The 16,440-nt window shown below is 62.6% G+C and carries 15 protein-coding genes, 1 tRNA gene and 1 riboswitch; of the genes, 8 read left to right on the top strand and 8 right to left on the bottom strand.

Annotation, left to right across the window (positions count from 1 at the left end):
- Nucleotides 1-96: 96 nt before the first annotated feature.
- Both I7X09_RS22230 and I7X09_RS22225 read left to right on the top strand, forming a co-directional pair.
- A complete protein-coding gene (locus I7X09_RS22230; RefSeq protein WP_200313717.1) occupies nucleotides 97-1,443 on the top strand; it encodes a lysine N(6)-hydroxylase/L-ornithine N(5)-oxygenase family protein in 1,347 nt (448 codons plus the stop codon).
- A complete protein-coding gene (locus I7X09_RS22225; RefSeq protein ID WP_003945538.1) occupies nucleotides 1,440-1,688 on the top strand; it encodes an MbtH family protein in 249 nt (82 codons plus the stop codon). The genes I7X09_RS22230 and I7X09_RS22225 overlap by 4 nt, the downstream gene beginning before the upstream one ends.
- An 80-nt stretch (nucleotides 1,689-1,768) precedes the next feature.
- Here the strand turns inward: I7X09_RS22225 and I7X09_RS22220 are convergent, their stop codons facing one another.
- The gene (locus I7X09_RS22220; RefSeq protein ID WP_007734361.1) at nucleotides 1,769-3,196 is read right to left on the bottom strand and encodes a threonine/serine ThrE exporter family protein; all 1,428 of its coding nucleotides are present in this window, start codon (nucleotides 3,194-3,196) and stop codon (nucleotides 1,769-1,771) included.
- Nucleotides 3,197-3,318: 122 nt separating this feature from the next.
- Here I7X09_RS22220 and I7X09_RS22215 point away from each other — a divergent pair.
- A tRNA-Thr gene (locus I7X09_RS22215) sits at nucleotides 3,319-3,393 on the top strand.
- Between the two features lie 138 nt (nucleotides 3,394-3,531).
- Here the strand turns inward: I7X09_RS22215 and I7X09_RS22210 are convergent.
- The 5 genes from I7X09_RS22210 to I7X09_RS29500 form a co-directional block, all read right to left on the bottom strand.
- Nucleotides 3,532-4,329 carry a GAF and ANTAR domain-containing protein gene (locus I7X09_RS22210; RefSeq protein WP_095971456.1) on the bottom strand — a complete coding sequence of 266 codons (798 nt, stop codon included), beginning with the start codon at nucleotides 4,327-4,329 and terminating at the stop codon, nucleotides 3,532-3,534.
- A gap of 478 nt (nucleotides 4,330-4,807) precedes the next feature.
- Nucleotides 4,808-5,623, bottom strand: a complete 816-nt coding sequence (locus I7X09_RS22205) for an ABC transporter (RefSeq protein ID WP_095971455.1) — start codon at nucleotides 5,621-5,623, stop codon at nucleotides 4,808-4,810.
- 47 nt (nucleotides 5,624-5,670) lie between these two features.
- On the bottom strand, nucleotides 5,671-5,985 hold the full coding sequence (locus I7X09_RS22200; protein ID WP_095971489.1) for a DMT family transporter: 315 nt from the start codon (nucleotides 5,983-5,985) through the stop codon (nucleotides 5,671-5,673).
- A 14-nt stretch (nucleotides 5,986-5,999) separates the two neighbouring features.
- Nucleotides 6,000-6,062, bottom strand: a riboswitch (guanidine-III (ykkC-III) riboswitch).
- 46 nt (nucleotides 6,063-6,108) lie between these two features.
- Nucleotides 6,109-7,338 (bottom strand): hypothetical protein, encoded by a 1,230-nt coding sequence (locus I7X09_RS22195; RefSeq protein WP_234036679.1) that lies wholly within the window; start codon nucleotides 7,336-7,338, stop codon nucleotides 6,109-6,111.
- Nucleotides 7,339-7,369: 31 nt separating this feature from the next.
- Nucleotides 7,370-7,624: a hypothetical protein gene (locus tag I7X09_RS29500; protein ID WP_234036678.1), complete on the bottom strand. Its 255-nt coding sequence runs from the start codon at nucleotides 7,622-7,624 to the stop codon at nucleotides 7,370-7,372.
- A gap of 337 nt (nucleotides 7,625-7,961) precedes the next feature.
- Here I7X09_RS29500 and I7X09_RS22185 point away from each other — a divergent pair, with 337 nt between their 5' ends.
- Together I7X09_RS22185 and I7X09_RS22180 are read left to right on the top strand one after the other, a co-directional pair.
- Nucleotides 7,962-8,678, top strand: coding sequence for a response regulator transcription factor (locus I7X09_RS22185; protein ID WP_007734368.1), 717 nt, complete (start codon nucleotides 7,962-7,964; stop codon nucleotides 8,676-8,678).
- Complete coding sequence (locus I7X09_RS22180) at nucleotides 8,675-10,126, top strand: sensor histidine kinase (protein WP_200313714.1); 1,452 nt, start codon at nucleotides 8,675-8,677, stop codon at nucleotides 10,124-10,126. The genes I7X09_RS22185 and I7X09_RS22180 overlap by 4 nt, the downstream gene beginning before the upstream one ends.
- Before the next feature lie 23 nt (nucleotides 10,127-10,149).
- Here the strand turns inward: I7X09_RS22180 and I7X09_RS22175 are convergent, their stop codons facing one another.
- Together I7X09_RS22175 and I7X09_RS22170 are read right to left on the bottom strand one after the other, a co-directional pair.
- Nucleotides 10,150-11,421, bottom strand: a complete 1,272-nt coding sequence (locus I7X09_RS22175; protein ID WP_234036677.1) for an alanine racemase — start codon at nucleotides 11,419-11,421, stop codon at nucleotides 10,150-10,152.
- An 86-nt stretch (nucleotides 11,422-11,507) separates the two neighbouring features.
- The gene (locus tag I7X09_RS22170; RefSeq protein WP_200313712.1) at nucleotides 11,508-12,983 is read right to left on the bottom strand and encodes an amidohydrolase family protein; all 1,476 of its coding nucleotides are present in this window, start codon (nucleotides 12,981-12,983) and stop codon (nucleotides 11,508-11,510) included.
- Between the two features lie 203 nt (nucleotides 12,984-13,186).
- Here I7X09_RS22170 and I7X09_RS22165 point away from each other — a divergent pair, with 203 nt between their 5' ends.
- From I7X09_RS22165 to I7X09_RS22155, 3 genes are all read left to right on the top strand, one after another.
- On the top strand, nucleotides 13,187-14,032 hold the full coding sequence (locus I7X09_RS22165; RefSeq protein WP_050655401.1) for a M55 family metallopeptidase: 846 nt from the start codon (nucleotides 13,187-13,189) through the stop codon (nucleotides 14,030-14,032).
- A 207-nt stretch (nucleotides 14,033-14,239) separates the two neighbouring features.
- Entirely contained in the window at nucleotides 14,240-15,520 is a 1,281-nt protein-coding gene (locus I7X09_RS22160) for an MFS transporter (protein WP_200313710.1), read from the top strand.
- A 14-nt stretch (nucleotides 15,521-15,534) separates the two neighbouring features.
- Entirely contained in the window at nucleotides 15,535-16,392 is an 858-nt protein-coding gene (locus I7X09_RS22155; RefSeq protein ID WP_124568804.1) for a tryptophan 2,3-dioxygenase, read from the top strand.
- Nucleotides 16,393-16,440: the final 48 nt, after the last annotated feature.

Genomic DNA, 16,440 nt, shown 5'->3' with positions numbered 1-16,440 from the left:
ATACCCTCACCTCATTAAGGGTAGCCTTTGCTACTTACTTCGGGACATCGATTGGCGACCGTATCAGGTCGTCCCGTCGGGGATGGACTACCTGTAATGAGTGAATCACCGAGAGACTCCAGCGCCGAACCTGCCATTGTCGACATCGTCGGCGTCGGGTTCGGTCCGGCCAACCTCGCGTTGGCCATCGCTGTCGAAGAACACAATGCAAATTGTGCAGCCGTTGATCGGGTGAATGCGCGGTTCTTCGAAAAGCAGTCTCAGTTCGCGTGGCATCCCGGGATGCTGCTCGACGGTGCCACGATGCAGATCGCGTTTCCGAAGGACCTGGTGACGTTCCGTAACCCACAGAGCGGATACACCTTCTTCTCGTATCTGTTCGAGCAGGGGCGGCTGGTCGACTTCGTCAACCACCAGACCTTCTTTCCCACGCGCCACGAGTTCAACGACTACCTGTGCTGGGCAGCTCGACGAGTCGACGCGGATGTGCAGTTCGGGACAACCGTCGACGGGGTCGAGGGCATCAAGAACTCCGACGGCGTGGTCGATCGCTTTGCGGTTCGCACAGCCGACGGTGACACGGTGATCGCGCGCAACATCGTCGTCGGAGCCGGGCTGAAAGAGCGGATCCCGGAGTGGGCAACGCCGTCGTCCCGGTGCTTCCACAATCACCAGTTCCTCTTCCACCTCGAAGCCATGCCGGAGCCCGTACACAACCGGTTCGTCGTTCTCGGCGCCGGCCAGAGTGCCGCAGAGATCGTCGACTACCTGCACACGAACTACCCGACCGCCGAAGTTCACAGTGTTTTCGCCCGCTACGGCTACAGCCCGGCAGACGACAGCCCGTACGCGAACCGCATCTTCGATCCCGAAGCCGTCGATCAGCTGCACGGCGCCGACGCCGCGGAACGACGTCGACTGCTCGATTTGCACCGCAGTACCAATTACTCGGTCGTCGACATCGAACTGATCAACAAGCTGTATGCCACTGAGTATCAGGAGATGGTTCGTGGGCCGCGGCGACTGTTCATGCGTCGGGCCTCGGAGATCACGAGCGCTGTCGAGACGGAATCCGGCATCGAACTGGCCGTCCGTAGCAACCTCGACGGCTTGACCGACACGCTGTCGTGCGACGCACTCATTCTGGCCACGGGTTTCACCCCGGCACCGCTGGACAATTTGTTGGGTGAACTCGTGCCGGATTCGTCCGTTCCGCGTAACGTCAGTCGGGATTATCGACTGGCTGTAACGGAGGACGTGACAGGCGGTATCTATCTGCAGGGTGGGACAGAACAGACTCACGGATTGACGTCGTCGCTGCTGTCGAACGTGGCAGTGCGGGCGGGGGAGATTCTGGCGTCGGTACTGAGCCACCAGAACCGAACTGGTGCGCTTGCTAGTCTGGGCGCACAAGACACGTACGTAACGAGTGAGGCGAGATGAGCACTAACCCTTTCGATGACGAAGACGGCCGCTTCTACGTGCTGGTGAACGACGAGGACCAGCACTCGCTGTGGCCCACGTTTTCCGAGGTCCCCGCCGGCTGGCGCGTGGTGTTCGGCGAAGACAGCCGCAAGGCGTGCCTCGAATACGTCGAGGCGAACTGGACCGACATGCGTCCGAAGAGCCTGCGCGAGGCCATGGAAGCCGATCAGGCTGCCGGCGGAAAGCATGCAGTCGAGAGCTGATTCTCACCGCTCGGAAACCGCCGAGTGAACCGAAAGAGCTGGGCACCGTCAGGTGCCCAGCTCTTTCTGCTCGTATCTCTCTACTTCTCGGTGACGGGAACCCGGCGTCTGCGCTTGCGGACCATCGGCCGGCGTAGCGAGTCGACGCGCATCAGGATTCGGGGACGACGCAGCGTGCGCGCTCCCCATTCGCCGAGCGTCACGCCCGCGGCCAGGGCGCAGCCGATGCCGAAGGCCGACAGCAAGGCAGTCAGGCCGATCAGTACCTGGTCGTTGAGCAATGCGTACAGGCCTCGATACAGCGACAGACCGGGGAGCAGGGGAGTGATGCCGGCGACCGCGACAACCAGCGGAGGCGTCAGGGCGCGACGTGCCATCAGGCCACCGGCGAGACCGACCACGGTTGCGGCGATCGCGGCGGCGATCACAGGGCCGACGTCGAGTGTCTGCACGAAGATCGACACACCACTGCCGGCCGCGCCGCCCAGGAACGCCGCGGTCAGTGCGCGGCGCTCGGCATAGCAGGCAAGCGCGTAGAAGACTGACGCGCATGCACCGGAGAGCATGAGGATCGGCAACTGGGTGATGGTGGAGACTTCCACGTTGATCGGCGGAAGCGTCGAACCCAGCATTCCGGTCATCCGCAACGAGATCGCGACGCCCGCGATGATGCCGCCCGTCATCATCACCACTTCGAAGAATCGCGCGACAGCCGTGATCGGCGCACCCATGATCGCGTCCTGGACCGAGCCCACCAACGACAGCCCGGACAGCAGGACGACCACTCCGGCCGCGATCACCAACGACGGCCGGATACTGATCCCCAGTTGGTCCTGAAAGGTATAGAGCGTCGCTGCGGGCGCAGCCGCGATGAGACCACCGACAACCTGCTGGAAGAAGAACGGCAACCCGAAACGGTTCAGTACGCGGTTGACGCGGTCGATCACCATCGTCGTCAGAAACGCGACTGTGGCAACGAGAAACCCGCCGCCGAGCAGGACGGAGACCGAAGCCGCCATCGCAGCCCAGGCCATGGTCGCGGTCCATCGGTTGTACGGGTGCGGCGCTGTCGTGATGGCTGTGAGCGCGTCGTGCGCTTGGTCCGGCGTGATCGCCTCACGACGGATACGACGCGTCAGTCGGTCGACAGCCGCCAATCGTGTGAAGTCCATCGAGCGGTAGTGGACGATGCGCATCGTGCTCGCCGGCGGTCGCGTCGGGCCGCGATAGGCGGAGAGCACAATCGAGTTGTAGGTGACGTCGACGTCACACTGGGCAAGGCCGTAGGTAGCGGCGATGAACTGCACCTGCTCCGCCGTGTCCATAGCCGCGGTCCCGGATGCGAGGAGGACTTCGCCGACCCGAACCGCCAGGTCCAGGACTTCTGCGACGACGGCGTCGTCGGTGAGGTCGATCGGTTGAAGCGGTGCGGGAGCCGACGTGACCGTGTCGACGGTGGCTTGGCGGTTACCCGTCAGGCGTGTGAGTACTTCGGTGAATTTCGCCATCAGGGGGCGGAGTGGGAGTTGCGCATGGGGCCCACGCTATCTAACGTGACCCGGGCGCGGCCACCGTGACGGCTTGGATATGATGGCTCCGCAAAGTCAGTCGCGGGAACGCGTCGGTCTTCGCCTCCTTAGCTCAGTGGTAGAGCACTCGCCTTGTAAGCGAAAGGTCGTCGGTTCAATCCCGACAGGAGGCTCCATCGAAGAGGGCACCCACCGAGAATTTGGTGGGTGCCTCTGTGTTTTCCAAGATGCGGTGTTTGCCGAGACGCTGTGTTTGCCGAGATGCTGCTGTGTTTGCCGGCCCGGTTCAGCAGGCCCGGTTCAGCAGGCCCGGATCAGTTGGTCTCGGGCTTGTTCGTAGCCTGACGCGGGTCGATCGCGCCGTCGATGTACTGCTGGGCGATCACTCGCAGTTTGACGTTGCTTCGCTGCGAGTCCTGGATGAGGATGCGGAAGGCTCGGTCGGCGTCGACGCGATGAGTGCCCATGATGATGCCCTTGGCCTGTTCGATGACGCCTCTCGATTCGAGTGCTCGCTCGAGGTCCATCGCGTGCTTTCTGGCGATGTCGAGGCGCTGCGAGCTGTGCAGAGCGTAGGCCGAGGTCACGGCGAACAGTTGAAGCAGTGCGACGTCGGCTCCGGTGAAACCTCGGAGGTCGTGGCTGTAGAGGTTGAGGGTCCCCAGCGGGCGATCTCTACCGGGCAACGGCATCGACAAGAAACTGACGGCGCCGACTGCCTTTGCCGCGCTTGCGAATTGAGGCCACCGGCTGTGAGCTTCGCTGGCATGTGCGCGGACAACCGTTCCCGTGCGTGACGACGTCACACTCGGTCCGTAGTCCAGTCGGAATTGAATCGAGTCGACGGTGCGAACAAGTTGGTGGGTGGCGGCTACGGTTCGGAACGTCGAATCCGAACCGCCGATGGTAATTCCGGCCATGTCCGCGTCGGCGATGAGGTCGACGGCGTGTTTGCAGACCTGTTCGAGGAACTGCTCTGCCTGAGCGTGTGGATCGAGGTGCGCATAGAGCGATTGCAAGGCGTCCGAGGCGGCGTCCAGGCTGTCCTGCGACGCGGAATTTCGGCCCCCGGTGGGGCCGCGGTGTTCCCTGGCAATGCGCGGCGCCGTCATTGTTTCAACCACCCTTCCCCATCACGTCGCAGGCATGTCCGATTCGTCTTATTGTTGCACCGGACTAACTGTTGTGCACTCTGTTTGGGTGGACAAGTGTCTGATGAGACGGACGGTTATGCGGAGTGGGCTCCGTATGCCCAATCGTGATGTTTGATTCGGCCGTTAGCGGGTAGTGCGCCGATCTTGGAATTATGTTGTCCTGCAACAGTTAACGTGAAAACTGCGACCGGGGTACAAGTTTTCTCCGCAATGGCGCGCAGGTCGCGAACTTGGCCTATTGTCAGCGCCAGCGCACAATCTTGTACGCGTAACCCGTAGACAGTGAAGGGGATACGACGATGAACGGACTGATCGCGGCTCTGAACAGCGGAATGACAGTTGGCTTGGCCAACACGATCCTGACTTTCGGCGGAATCATCATCAATCTCAATATCGTGATCAACAACTGACCGCGTAATCGGCGAGTAACCCTTCGTTATGCCGACTCGATCGGAAGGTCCGGCCCTGGGCGCTCGCTCTTGCTCTTGAGCCACCGATTGGGAAGTTTGCCGGCCAGTTCTCCGAGTGGACCGACTGCAGCACTGAGGATTCCGACGGTTTCTTGAAGTACCTCGATGCTTGCGCTCATTCGCTCGAGGTTGGGGGCGAGGGAAGTCAAGGTGTCGGACAGTGCAACGATCTGGTCAAGCGGGCCGCCTTCGGCGATGAGCCGCTCGAAGGCGCCGTTCTCTGCCAGGAGTGTTTCGAGGATGCCGTTCTCGGCCAGTGCGCGATCGATGACGCCGTCCTTGGCCGTCAGGCGTTCGACGGCACCGTCCTGTGCCGTCAGGCGTTCCAGCGGACCGTCCTCGGCCATCATTCGATCGAGCAATCCGTCCGGGGCGAGTAGCCGCTCCAAAGCGCCGTTCTCGGCGAGCACTCGATCCAACGGGCCGCCCGGGGCCAGAAGTCTTTCGAGTGGTCCGCCGGGAGCGAGTAGTCGTTCGAGAGTGCCGTCGGGTGCAGTCAGTTTATCCACCGGACCGCCGGGTGAGAGAAGTCGATCGAGCGGCCCACCGGGGGCCAAGGCCTGCCCGATGGGCCGATCGTCGGCAGTAAGCGATGACAACTGCTGGATCATCTGCATGGGTCCGCGGGGGCTTGCCAAGCCGGCAGCACCCGCTGTCACGGCGCCGGTATTACCGACGGCGATACGAACTGTCGTGACCGTCAGCTCCGCGATTCCCAAACTGATCTCTGCGGCTGCAATGCCCGCGCGTAGGGGAAGCGTGAGCATCTCCAGCAGTTTCATGCATTAACTGTAACCGGTAACACACAAACACTCACCAGGATCGCCGGTCAGTGAAGGACCTTCAGACCGACGACACAACCGACGATGCCCAGGATCAGGAGTATCTTGACGACCGACGTGGACTCCGCGCCGGTGACCATCGCATATCCGACGGTGAGGGCAGCGCCGATGCCCACCCAGACCGCGTACGCAGTCCCGATAGGAAGGGTGCGCATTGCGTAGGCCAGACCAGCCATACTGACGATCAGGCCGAGGACGAAGACGACGGTGGGTGACATCTTGCTGAATCCGTCGGACTTACCGAGTGCGGTAGCCCAGACAGCTTCGAAAAGTCCGGAAATGACGAGCACGATCCATGCCATGGTGAACAACTCCCAAGGCACCGTCTTTTCGCTGGCCGGGTACGGTGCGCTCGTCCGGATGTCGTCGTTGACCAACCAACCATAGCAACAGAATTCTGCGCTCCGACCCGATCAGCTGGCGATTTAGGTCACCACCGCCGTTCGAACTCTCTTCTGATGGATGGCCGTCATGGCCACCACGATCGTCGCCGTTGCCGCGAGAACGGCCAGTGGAATCGACGTGTTCACCGTGGCAGGACCGTGTTCGGCGAGCGGACCGCTCGACCACCCGAATTCCTGCGCGGCCGGGTCCAAGAAGGTCGCTGAAACCGAGAACAACGTAAGAGCGAAGGGCAGTACGGCCCCGCTCGAAACTGCTCCGACCGCAACAGGCAGGCATGACGCGACGGCCAGTCCCAGCGCAAGCGGGAGGACGAGGATGTGGGCAACCATGGTCGGGGCGGCACCCAGCAGTCCCGAGAGTGTGGTCACGGCAAGGAGTCCCAGCCCGAGTTGGGGCATCGGCCTTTTCCAGCCGACGACGACGCCCAGCGCCAGGGCAGCAGCGCTCGCGGGTATCGCCCAAGTCCAGTCGGACGAAAAGCGGATCGTGCCGACCGAAACCGCGCTGACTGCCAGTCCGACGAGTATGAAACGACCGTCGTGCGGGGGCAACCGCCAAGCCAGTGCGACGGTTACGACAACCGCGATCCCCACTGTAGTCAACCAGAACCCATGTGATGTCGACGGCGAGCCCAACCACACATAGAGAGCCGTGAATGCCAGAGGCAGAACAACTCCCAGCGTCACCAGGCGTGTGTCGACGTCGTCCGGTGCCTGCTCTGAGCGTGCGACTGAAGCGACCCCGCCCACGAGAAGAGTTGCAGCGAGCAGAATCCAGACGGGAACCGTGGACGGCACGGGATAGGTATCACCTGGAAGTGTGAGTGACCATCGGGCGACGCGATCGCGCCACAAGTCCGCGGCGCCGAAGTACAGGGTCGTCGTGATCAGCCCGAGTGCGAGAGCGATTTGTGCTCCGCGGTGCCCCTTCGTCGGAAATGCCGCCGCAGCGAGGAAAGCGCCGGCCCCGATTGCATTCAGAGTCACCGACATTTGGGCGGAGATCGAAACGAATGTCGGTAGCGCGATGGCGAGGGCGCCGGCCGCAGCGAAGACACTCGCGAATCCGCCACGTCCCCAGCGATGCAGTAGCGCAACGCCGACTGCGGCAACTACCGCGGCGGTTGCTCCCGCCCACTGCGGCGTGATCACCACCGAGGTAACGCCGTCGTCGGAGAACGAGAAGTCGTCCACTCGCGACTCGGCCACTGCGTATGCGGCCACCACGCCGCCGACCAACGCAGACGCCACCGGACCGTAGAGCTGAGCGATTTGAACTGAGCTAGGTTGCTGCATAATTGGTCGCATTTTTGCACAACTCTCCGATGCGACCGACCGTCACGTCACCGTGCGGATCCATCCACACCGGTTCCCCGTCTCGACGTCGAGGAACAAGCAGATGGCGCCCTCGGCTCGGCCACTGGACGAAGTCGTAGCCGGCCAATTTGGTCTGAACGATATCGGCGACCCACACCGCAGCGTCCGCGAATGCAGTGTCCATCGATATTGCGTCGTCCATCGGCATTGCGTCGTCCATCGGCATTGCGTCGAAGTGGCTGAATCCGCCGATGTCGCGTGCGCCTTGCCAGCCGATCGTGACGTTGTAGTCGCTGTTGATCGAAAAGGGCTTGTGCCCAAGACTCCGGTGGTGCGAAGCCGGGATCCTCGCCGGGATCAGTGTTGTTGGTGAACAGAGGAATGCGCCAGGTCAAGCAGTCTCTGTTCCACAGTGGGGGCAGTGACATGCCGCGTCCTTCCGGTTCGTGGGCCCTGCGCCCCAGCTTTTCACCTGCACTCAGCTTTTCACCTGCACTCGGCCGTTCACAGGAAGCTCCCAGGGAACATACAGCGGGATTCCAGTGCCAAGGGAGAAGATGGTTCTCGTGACCGACAAGACCCCTGAAGCCCGCATCCTCGTCGTCGACGACGAACCCACCATCGTGGAGTTGCTCTCCGTGAGCCTCCGGTTCCAGGGTTTCGAGGTGGCAACTGCTTCGAGCGGCGCGCAAGGTCTGGACGTCGCACGGACTTTCCGTCCCGACGCGATTGTTCTCGACGTCATGATGCCCGGGATGGACGGCTTCGGTCTGCTTCGACGCCTCCGCGCCGACGGCGTGGACGCGCCGGTCCTGTTTCTGACGGCGAAGGACTCGCTTGACGACAAGATCAGTGGTCTGACGCTCGGCGCGGACGACTACGTCACCAAGCCGTTCAGCCTCGAAGAGGTCGTGACGAGGTTGCGGGTCATCCTGCGCCGTGCCGGTCGCGGTGTCGCGCCGGAGCAGTCGCCGCGCGTGAAGTTCGCCGACATCGAACTCGACGACGACACCCGTGAGGTCTGGAAGAAGGGTGAACTGGTCGCACTCTCACCCACCGAGTTCACACTGCTCCGATACTTCATGGTCAACGCCGGGACGGTTCTCAGCAAGCCGCGGATTCTCGACCACGTCTGGAACTACGACTTCGGCGGGGAGGTAGGAGTTGTCGAGTCCTACGTGTCCTACCTGCGGCGCAAGGTGGATACGGGGGAGACGCCGCTGATTCACACATTGCGTGGGGTCGGCTACGTGATGCGTGAACCGCGGCAATGATCGCCGCCGCGGAAAACGATCAGCTTCCGAAGCGGGGTCGTTTCCGTCTCCATTCACTGCCGCTGCGCTTCACCTTGGTTGCCGCTTTGCTGGTGTTGGCCGCGCTGGGTTTGTTGGCGTCGGGCGTGGCGGTCACTTCTGCTCTGGAGAATTCGCTGACCCAGCGGACCGACAAAACGCTGTACGAGGCGGTCGACGGTTGGGCGAAGCCGCACACCAGAGATCTACAGCCGCCCAGTGACGTCGGCCCGGGCACCCGCCCACCCAGCCCCTTCTTCGTCCGGACAGTGACCCCGGACGGACGGGTGATCATCCTGAACGACAGGTCGACGACCACGGAACCCGACCTGTCGAAAGATTCCACCAACGGCCCGATCACCGTCGGATCGAGCGACGGTTCGGACGTGAACTGGCGAGTTCTCACGACGGTCCGAGACGGCACGACCACGACTATCGGTGTGCGACTGACGGATAACGAGCAGACCGTCGACGACTTGGTCGGTCTGCAACTCGGCATCGGCCTGGTTGTCCTGCTGATCCTGGGCGGCGGAGCGTATTTCGTGGTTCGTCGGAGCCTTCGTCCGCTGGTCGAGGTGGAGGAAACTGCCGCTGCCATTGCCGCCGGCGACCTTCATCGACGCGTTCCGGAGCGTGACGACCGCACCGAGGTCGGCCGACTGTCCGTGGCGCTCAACGGAATGCTCGCGCAGATTCAACACGCATTTGCGGCGACCGAGGCTTCGGAGGAATCAGCACGGCGTTCCGAGGAGAAGATGCGTAGATTTGTCGGCGACGCGAGTCACGAGTTGCGCACACCCTTGACGACTATTCGTGGATTCGCCGAGTTGTATCGCCAAGGGGCCATGACCGATACGGAAACGCTGATGAACCGGATCGAGGGCGAGGCGTCGAGGATGGGACTTCTGGTCGAGGATCTGCTCATGTTGGCCAGGCTCGACGAACAGCGACCGCTCGAGAACAAGCCGGTGGATCTGCTTGCAGTTGCGGCTGATTCGGTGCAGGCGGCGCGTGCGATTGCACCGGATCGAACTGTCAAACTTCAGATGACCGGCGGCCCAGGCCTGCCCGAGGTGCACGGTGACGAGGCCAGACTGCGTCAGGTCGTCGCCAATCTGGTGGGCAACGCGATCAAACACACGCCGCCGGATGCGCAGGTCACCGTTCGTGTCGGTACGACCGAGAACTCCGCGGTGGTCGAAGTTTCGGATACCGGCCAGGGTTTGAGTGACGAGGATGCCGCGCGTATCTTCGAGCGTTTCTACCGCGCGGACACCTCTCGCACCCGCGAGACCGGGGGCGCCGGTCTCGGCCTGTCCATCGTCTCGGCTTTGGTTGCAGCGCACGACGGAACCGTCAGCGTCGAGACGGCCCTCGGGCAGGGAACGACGTTCCGCGTCGAATTGCCGCGTGACTCGAAGGACGACTGACGAGGACTTAAGGGAGCTGTTTCTCAGAAGTAGGTGTGCACCGTGCCGACGACGCGGTATTCCGAGTCGACCTCGGGAATCAGTGACCACTTGTCGAAAGTGGTGCACGGATGCGAGATTCCGCAACCGAGCAGATCGCCGACGGTCACGTCGAAGTCAGCCGGAACGTCGACGTACGCGTGCTGGTCGTTGAGCGCGGTGATGGTCAGTTCTCGCGCCGAGCGGTTGGATCCGTCGCGTCGGCGCCACAGGACGATGGGAAAGCCTGCGTCGGAACCGACGTCGCGACGCCCGAAACCCAAGATCGCGCGGCCGGGTTCCGGAATCGACAGCACGACACCCCAGACTTCTGCGGCTCCCTGCAGAGTTCGCGGACCGTCCGCCCACGGCGAAGTCTCGGCATAGAGACCGTGATCATGGGTGATGTAACAACCACTGCGCAGTACGACGCGTACGCCGTTGTCGAGCGCCCACCGGCCGGCCAGTTCGCGCACCACGAGATCGTGAAATGCACTGCCGCCGAAAGTGACCAGCGGCCGCGGAGCCTTCGCGGAGTTGTTCTCGAACAGGTTCTCGGCCACACAGATTTCCGTGAACACCCGCGCGGATTTGAGATACGAATCGACGGAGATACGGCGGGCGGCTACCGAGGCTCCTGGCATCATGCCCTCGAACCCCTCGACTCCGGTGAGAATCAAGGAAGGAGCCTGCGACGCTGCGCGTGCAACATCGAGTGCCTGCTCGACCGTGCGAGCGCCGGCGCGCCCGCTGTCGTAGCCCAACTCGACGAGAACCCGGATACGGCTGGCCGGTGAGACTTTCGCGATCAACTGTTCCATCAGCCGGACGCTCTCGACGGAGTCGACGAGGGTGGTGACGAAGAAATCGGGATCGGTGGCCTGGGCGTCGCAGATCCACCGAATGCCGGCGGGATCGAGAACCTGGCTGGCGATGACGATGGTGTCCACACCGAACTCACGCAGGATGCGTGCCTGCGCAACGGTTGCCGCCGTCATAGCCCATGCCCCGGCGTCGAGTTGCCGACGAACCAGTTCGGGGCTCATCGTGGTCTTCGCGTGGGGCGCCAGGTCCACATCGTGATCGGAGCAGAACTGCGCCATGAGGTCGACATTGTGCGCGATCGCTGCACGGTTGAGTGTCATCACCGGCAGCAGGAGGTTGCCGTCGAGCGCCGAGATCCCCAGCGGCTCGAGGTCGGAACCGTCGCGACCTTCGAGGTCGGTGCCGAAGGCCTTGTGCTGCCAACCGATCGGGGGGTTCGCGAAATCCGTCATGGCATCGATTGTGCCGTTGATTGCAGACGATGTGTTCATGTGTGGTGACTTTCTGTCAGAACTATGCAGGTCAGAACGTGATTCGGCTACGGGCGGCGTACCGGGCGACCGGGCAGTGCGTCCTCGACCACGACACCGCCTTCGACGACGGGTACCCCGCCGACCAGCACGCGGCTGATTCCGCTGGAGGGACGGGTGCCGTCGATGTAGGTGGCGTTGTCGGTGATCCGCTCGGGATCGAAAACGAGGATGTCGGCGTCGCTACCGGGGCTGATCCGACCTTTCGTCGCCATCGAGGGAACCGACTCCTCGAGGATCTGCGCGGGGATCAACGAGCAGCGCGCGATGATCTCCGACAACGACAGCAGTTGACGCTCGCGATACAGCGTACGAAACGCGCGTGCGTAGGTGCCGGCGCCGCGGGGATGACCGAGTGCTTTTTCGGGCAATGGCCACTGCAAAGCATCGGCGGGTGAACGGCCGGGCCAGGTCAGTGGCATCGCGTCGCTCGCGATGGCGGCGCGGTCGAAAGTCATCGCCCGTTCGAGGAATTCGCGCTGTACGGTGTCGTTTTCGTCGAGGAACTCCACCAGTACCAGCCCACCAGGGTCGGTGGCCCGAAGGTGTTCGAGCTGTTTGCGGTCCGCGATACGTTCGCCGGTGGGCACGAATGTCAGCGACCGTGGTGTCAGATTCATCAGGTGCAGCTTGTCCGGATCGAGAAACGCAGCTCCGACGGCCGTCGACCCGGAACCGTACGGATACGCCTCCGTCGTGACGCGTGATCCGGCTGCCTGGACTTGCGCCACCACCGACAGCGCGTGGTCGACGTGCATCCCCGAGGTGCTGTTGACGTGGCAGTAGTGCATGTGTGCGCCGGTTTCGGCTGCTGCACGGGCGATTTCGACGGCGCCGTCCACCGGGCTCGACGGATCGGCCGAGATGAGCGGGCGCGCATGGGTGTAGGTGGGGACACCGGCTCGGGCCGCGAGATCCGCCACCTGCAAGTACTCCACCGGATCGGATTTCGGGGCGTACCCGACGACGACGCCGATGCCGAGAGCGCCTGCGGCCAGATCGTTTTCGAGGAGTTCGAGAATGTGTGCACGCTGGGAGGCGGTGGGCTCGCCCTGCCAGCTCGGGGAACCGAGATGATGCAGGAGAGTCCTGATGTCGCCGTCGGGATCGGCTCCCGAGAGCTCGATCATTCGGGCGTGCGCCCACGACGTCGCGTAGCCGTAGTTGATCGGGCGTCCCTCGGCACCGGCTCGCGCATATGCTTTCGCGACGGGAATGACGCCGGCCTCCAGTTCGAGGGCCGTCGTGACTCCGTCCAACGCTTGAAGTCGCTGCTCGGCGATTTCCTGCCCGTGGCTGTGCAGGTCGATGAATCCGGGGCAGATCACCTGACCGGTCACGTCGATCGTCTGCCGGGCTTCGATCGCGTCGTGACCCCAAGCGGAGACCTTGCCGCCGGTGATCGCGATGCCCCGAACCTCGTCGGTCCCCGATGCGGGATCGACGACGCGGCCGCCGGTGAACACGATGTCGTGGACCTGCATCAGCGCTGCACTCCTGTCGTTGGTCGAACCGCCTGGCCCGGCGAATGTCCCGATGGTTTCACGGCTCGGGTAGCGGAATCTGGTGTGAACGTCCCAAATGGAGGCCGACTCACCGTTCTACCGGACAAGAAACGAATGCAGCCGAGTGTGAAGGTGAAAGCGAAGTTATCAATTCGGCCGATTGAGATCGATGGAGGACAGGAATGCACGTCTATATTTCGGTGGACATGGAGGGTATCGCGGGTATCGCGACGCTCGATCAGACGATCCGTGGCGGTGGCGGCTACCACCGTGCGCAGATGCTCATGACCGCCGAGACCAACGCTGCGATCGCGGGTGCGTTCGACGCCGGTGCGACGAGCGTCCTGGTCAACGACAGCCACGGAACGATGGACAACCTGCTTCACGCAGACCTGGATCCACGGGCGCGTCTGATCTTCGGAACACCGAAGATGCAGTGCATGGCGGAGGGGCTGACGTCCGATCACGACGTCGCACTGTTCGTCGGCTACCACGCACCTGCCGGCGGCCCCGGCGTTCTGGCGCACACGTTCTCGAGTTTGTTCGCCGACGTCCGCCTCGACGGTAAGTCCGTCTCCGAGACCGACGTCAACACCCTCTATGCCGCCACGCAGGGCGTTCCCGTCGGGTTGGTGACGGGTGACGACATCATCTGTGGCCTGGTGGATGCGGCCTCGCCGACAACCGAGACCGTCGAGGTCAAGAAGGCGCACGGATGGTCGGCAACCAATTCGCTGCCGCCTTCGCTGGCGTGCGAGCAGATCCGAGCAGGCGCCGAGCGTGCAGTGCGCAAGGCCGACACACTGAAGCCGGTCGAGCTGCGTGACGAATGGACCCTCGAGATCGTTCACCCCACCACGACGGGAGCCGAACTCGCCGAGGCTGTTCCCGGCTCGCGACGGATTTCGGACCGCACGATTTCGCACACGCTCGGTAGCGTCGACGACATTCTCGGTCTGATCACTGTCAATGCTCGGCTCGCAGCCGCGGGTGTCTCGACGATCATCGCAGTCGCCAATCGCACGTAATGAAGTAGCGACTCTATCGCGAAATGCCGCCGACGCCGTGTGCGTCGGCGGCATTTGTCATCTCCTGGGGCAGAACATGTTCCGAACAACCAAACGTTGCTTCGGGTATTGGTGAAACGGACCAATGCGGTAGACGTGTTCGCTGTCACACTTCATCAGTCTTTCAATGTTCCAGTCCATGCAGCACAAGACAATTCGGGAGGCTTGATGAAGGCGGAACGCGTCACAGTGGAAGAATCATCGCGGAGGGTCGACGGTTCGGTTCGAAACATGATGGACGACAAGTCGATTCGTCGCACGACCACCGTTACGGTGGGGCTGCTAAGTACTATCTGGTTGATCGACATGGTGGATCGCGTCATGATCGGGCTTGCGCTTCCGATGATCGGCGACGAATTCTCGCTCAGCAGTACGCAGTTGGGTGGCGTGGTCTCGGTCTTCGCGATCTTCTACATGCTCGGGCAGGTTCCCGGCGGAATGTTGGCCGACCGCTTCGGACCCAGGCCCCTGTTGATCGTTGCTTTGATCCTGTGGTCGGTGTTCACAGCATTGACAGGGTTCGCGTGGGGGCTCATCTCGCTGATGGTCATGCGTGCGATGTTCGGCATCAGCCAGGGGCTCTTTCCGGCGGCGTCGTTCAAGGCTTTGGCTGAGCGGACGCGTCCGAAAACCAGAGCGACCGCGATGGGTTTCATGCTCGGCGCCAACAACCTCGGCCCCGGCATCGCACCGCTGATCATCGCGCCGGTCCTCATGGCCGTGGGGTGGCGTGACGCGTTCTGGCTGGTGGCGATCGTCGGCGCCGTGATCGGCACGGTGGTGTGGTTGGTGCTGCCGGCGCCGTTGGACACCGAAATCTCGGAAGATCCGGAGGCTGCGCTGCAACCCCTCGCGAGCGAGCACTCCCGCGCCGCGGTGTTCAAGTCCGCGTCGGTGTGGAAGTTCGCGATTCTGTTCTGTCTGGCCAACATGTCCGCGTACGGGCTGATGACCTGGGTGCCGAGTTATCTGCTCAACGACAAGGGACTATCGCTGATCGATACGGGAATCTTTGCCGCGATCCCCTTCATCGTCACGGCGCTGGCCACGATTGTGGGCGGGCGGTTGGTGGACAAGTACTTCCACGACCGGGCTCGGATTCTTCTGGTTCCGTGTATGGCCACGTCGGCCGTCCTGTTGTTCCTGATGACAACTGCTGACACCGTCGCGATGTTCACGTTCTACGAGACCTTGGCTCTCGGCATCAGCGGTCTGTGCTCGATGTCGATCTTCGCGATGCCGTTGCGGGCACTTCCCTCCGAATTCCTGGGTTCCGGAATGGGTTTGATCAACGGGTGTGGTCAGTTCGCCGGTTTCATCACTCCGCTCGTGATGGGATGGATGGTGGACCAGTTCTCGTACATGGCTGCATTCGGAGTCCTGGTCGGAGCGACGAGCGCTGCCGCATTGGTGGCCATGATCGTTCCGCAGACCCCGGCGAAATTCTGAGAAGGAGACCGAAGATGTCGGCAACTGACGGCACACGAAAGATCGAAGACGACGTCGTCACCGATTTTTCCGAGAAGATGAGTTACGGGGCCTACCTCGGACTCGACACCCTTCTGGATTCGCAACACCCGGTGAGCGAGCCCGAACACCATGACGAACTTCTGTTCATCATTCAGCACCAGACCAGCGAGTTGTGGCTCAAGCTGTTTCTCCACGAGATACGGGCGGCCAGAGCGGCGATCGTTGCCGACGACATCCGCGTCGCATTCAAGCGGATCGCACGCGTCAAACACATCCAGGCCACTCTCACCGAACAGTGGTCCGTGCTGGCGACACTGACACCGGCGGAGTATGCGGAGTTCAGGGGCGTTCTCGGCAACTCCTCGGGATTCCAGTCGTACCAGTACCGCGCCGTGGAATTCGTGCTCGGAAACAAGAACGCGGGCATGCTGAAGGTGTTCGAATCGGATCCGTCCGCCCATCGATTGTTGGAGACCCTGCTCGGGGAGCCGACACTGTACGACGAGTTCTGGCGGTACTTGTCCAGGCAAGGTTACGACGTTCCGGCGTCGGCTCTCGAGCGAGATGTCAGCGCGCCCTACGTGCGAAACGACGAACTGATTCCGCTGGTCAAGGCAATCTACGAGAACGTCGAGCAGCACTGGACCGCGTACGAGGCGTTCGAGGAGTTGGTCGACCTCGAGGAGAGCTTTCAGCTGTGGCGGTTCCGGCACCTTCGGACCGTGCTGCGAGTGATCGGCATGAAGAAGGGGACCGGCGGTTCGAGTGGCGGTGCCGGGTTCTTGCAACGTGCGCTGGAGTTGAGCTTCTTCCCCGAACTGTTTGCCGCCCGAACCGAGATCGGAACCTGACGCACCTGCTTGTTACACCCAGCTGTTCGTGACACACGACGAATCCGA

Origin of the sequence: Rhodococcus sp. P-2 (genome assembly GCF_016598535.1) — a bacterium.
Taxonomy (GTDB): Bacteria; Actinomycetota; Actinomycetes; order Mycobacteriales; family Mycobacteriaceae; genus Rhodococcus_F; species Rhodococcus_F baikonurensis.
The sequence above is the reverse complement of the archived record's forward strand: the minus strand, read 5'-3'. Positions and strand labels throughout refer to the sequence as shown.

Bases quoted from the DNA above. Each gene is read 5' to 3' on its own strand.
- I7X09_RS22220 (WP_007734361.1), bottom strand. From the start codon at position 3,196: ATGGCGAAATTCACCGAAGTACTCACACGCCTGACGGGTAACCGCCAA.
- I7X09_RS22210 (WP_095971456.1), bottom strand. From the start codon at position 4,329: ATGACGGCGCCGCGCATTGCCAGGGAACACCGCGGCCCCACCGGGGGC.
- I7X09_RS22165 (WP_050655401.1), top strand. From the start codon at position 13,187: ATGCACGTCTATATTTCGGTGGACATGGAGGGTATCGCGGGTATCGCG.
- I7X09_RS22225 (WP_003945538.1), top strand. From the start codon at position 1,440: ATGAGCACTAACCCTTTCGATGACGAAGACGGCCGCTTCTACGTGCTG.
- I7X09_RS22155 (WP_124568804.1), top strand. From the start codon at position 15,535: ATGTCGGCAACTGACGGCACACGAAAGATCGAAGACGACGTCGTCACC.
- I7X09_RS29500 (WP_234036678.1), bottom strand. From the start codon at position 7,624: ATGGACGACGCAATGCCGATGGACGACGCAATATCGATGGACACTGCA.
- I7X09_RS22175 (WP_234036677.1), bottom strand. From the start codon at position 11,421: ATGACGGATTTCGCGAACCCCCCGATCGGTTGGCAGCACAAGGCCTTC.
- I7X09_RS22185 (WP_007734368.1), top strand. From the start codon at position 7,962: ATGGTTCTCGTGACCGACAAGACCCCTGAAGCCCGCATCCTCGTCGTC.
- I7X09_RS22200 (WP_095971489.1), bottom strand. From the start codon at position 5,985: ATGGCATGGATCGTGCTCGTCATTTCCGGACTTTTCGAAGCTGTCTGG.
- I7X09_RS22170 (WP_200313712.1), bottom strand. From the start codon at position 12,983: ATGCAGGTCCACGACATCGTGTTCACCGGCGGCCGCGTCGTCGATCCC.
- I7X09_RS22180 (WP_200313714.1), top strand. From the start codon at position 8,675: ATGATCGCCGCCGCGGAAAACGATCAGCTTCCGAAGCGGGGTCGTTTC.
- I7X09_RS22205 (WP_095971455.1), bottom strand. From the start codon at position 5,623: ATGAAACTGCTGGAGATGCTCACGCTTCCCCTACGCGCGGGCATTGCA.
- I7X09_RS22160 (WP_200313710.1), top strand. From the start codon at position 14,240: ATGAAGGCGGAACGCGTCACAGTGGAAGAATCATCGCGGAGGGTCGAC.
- I7X09_RS22230 (WP_200313717.1), top strand. From the start codon at position 97: ATGAGTGAATCACCGAGAGACTCCAGCGCCGAACCTGCCATTGTCGAC.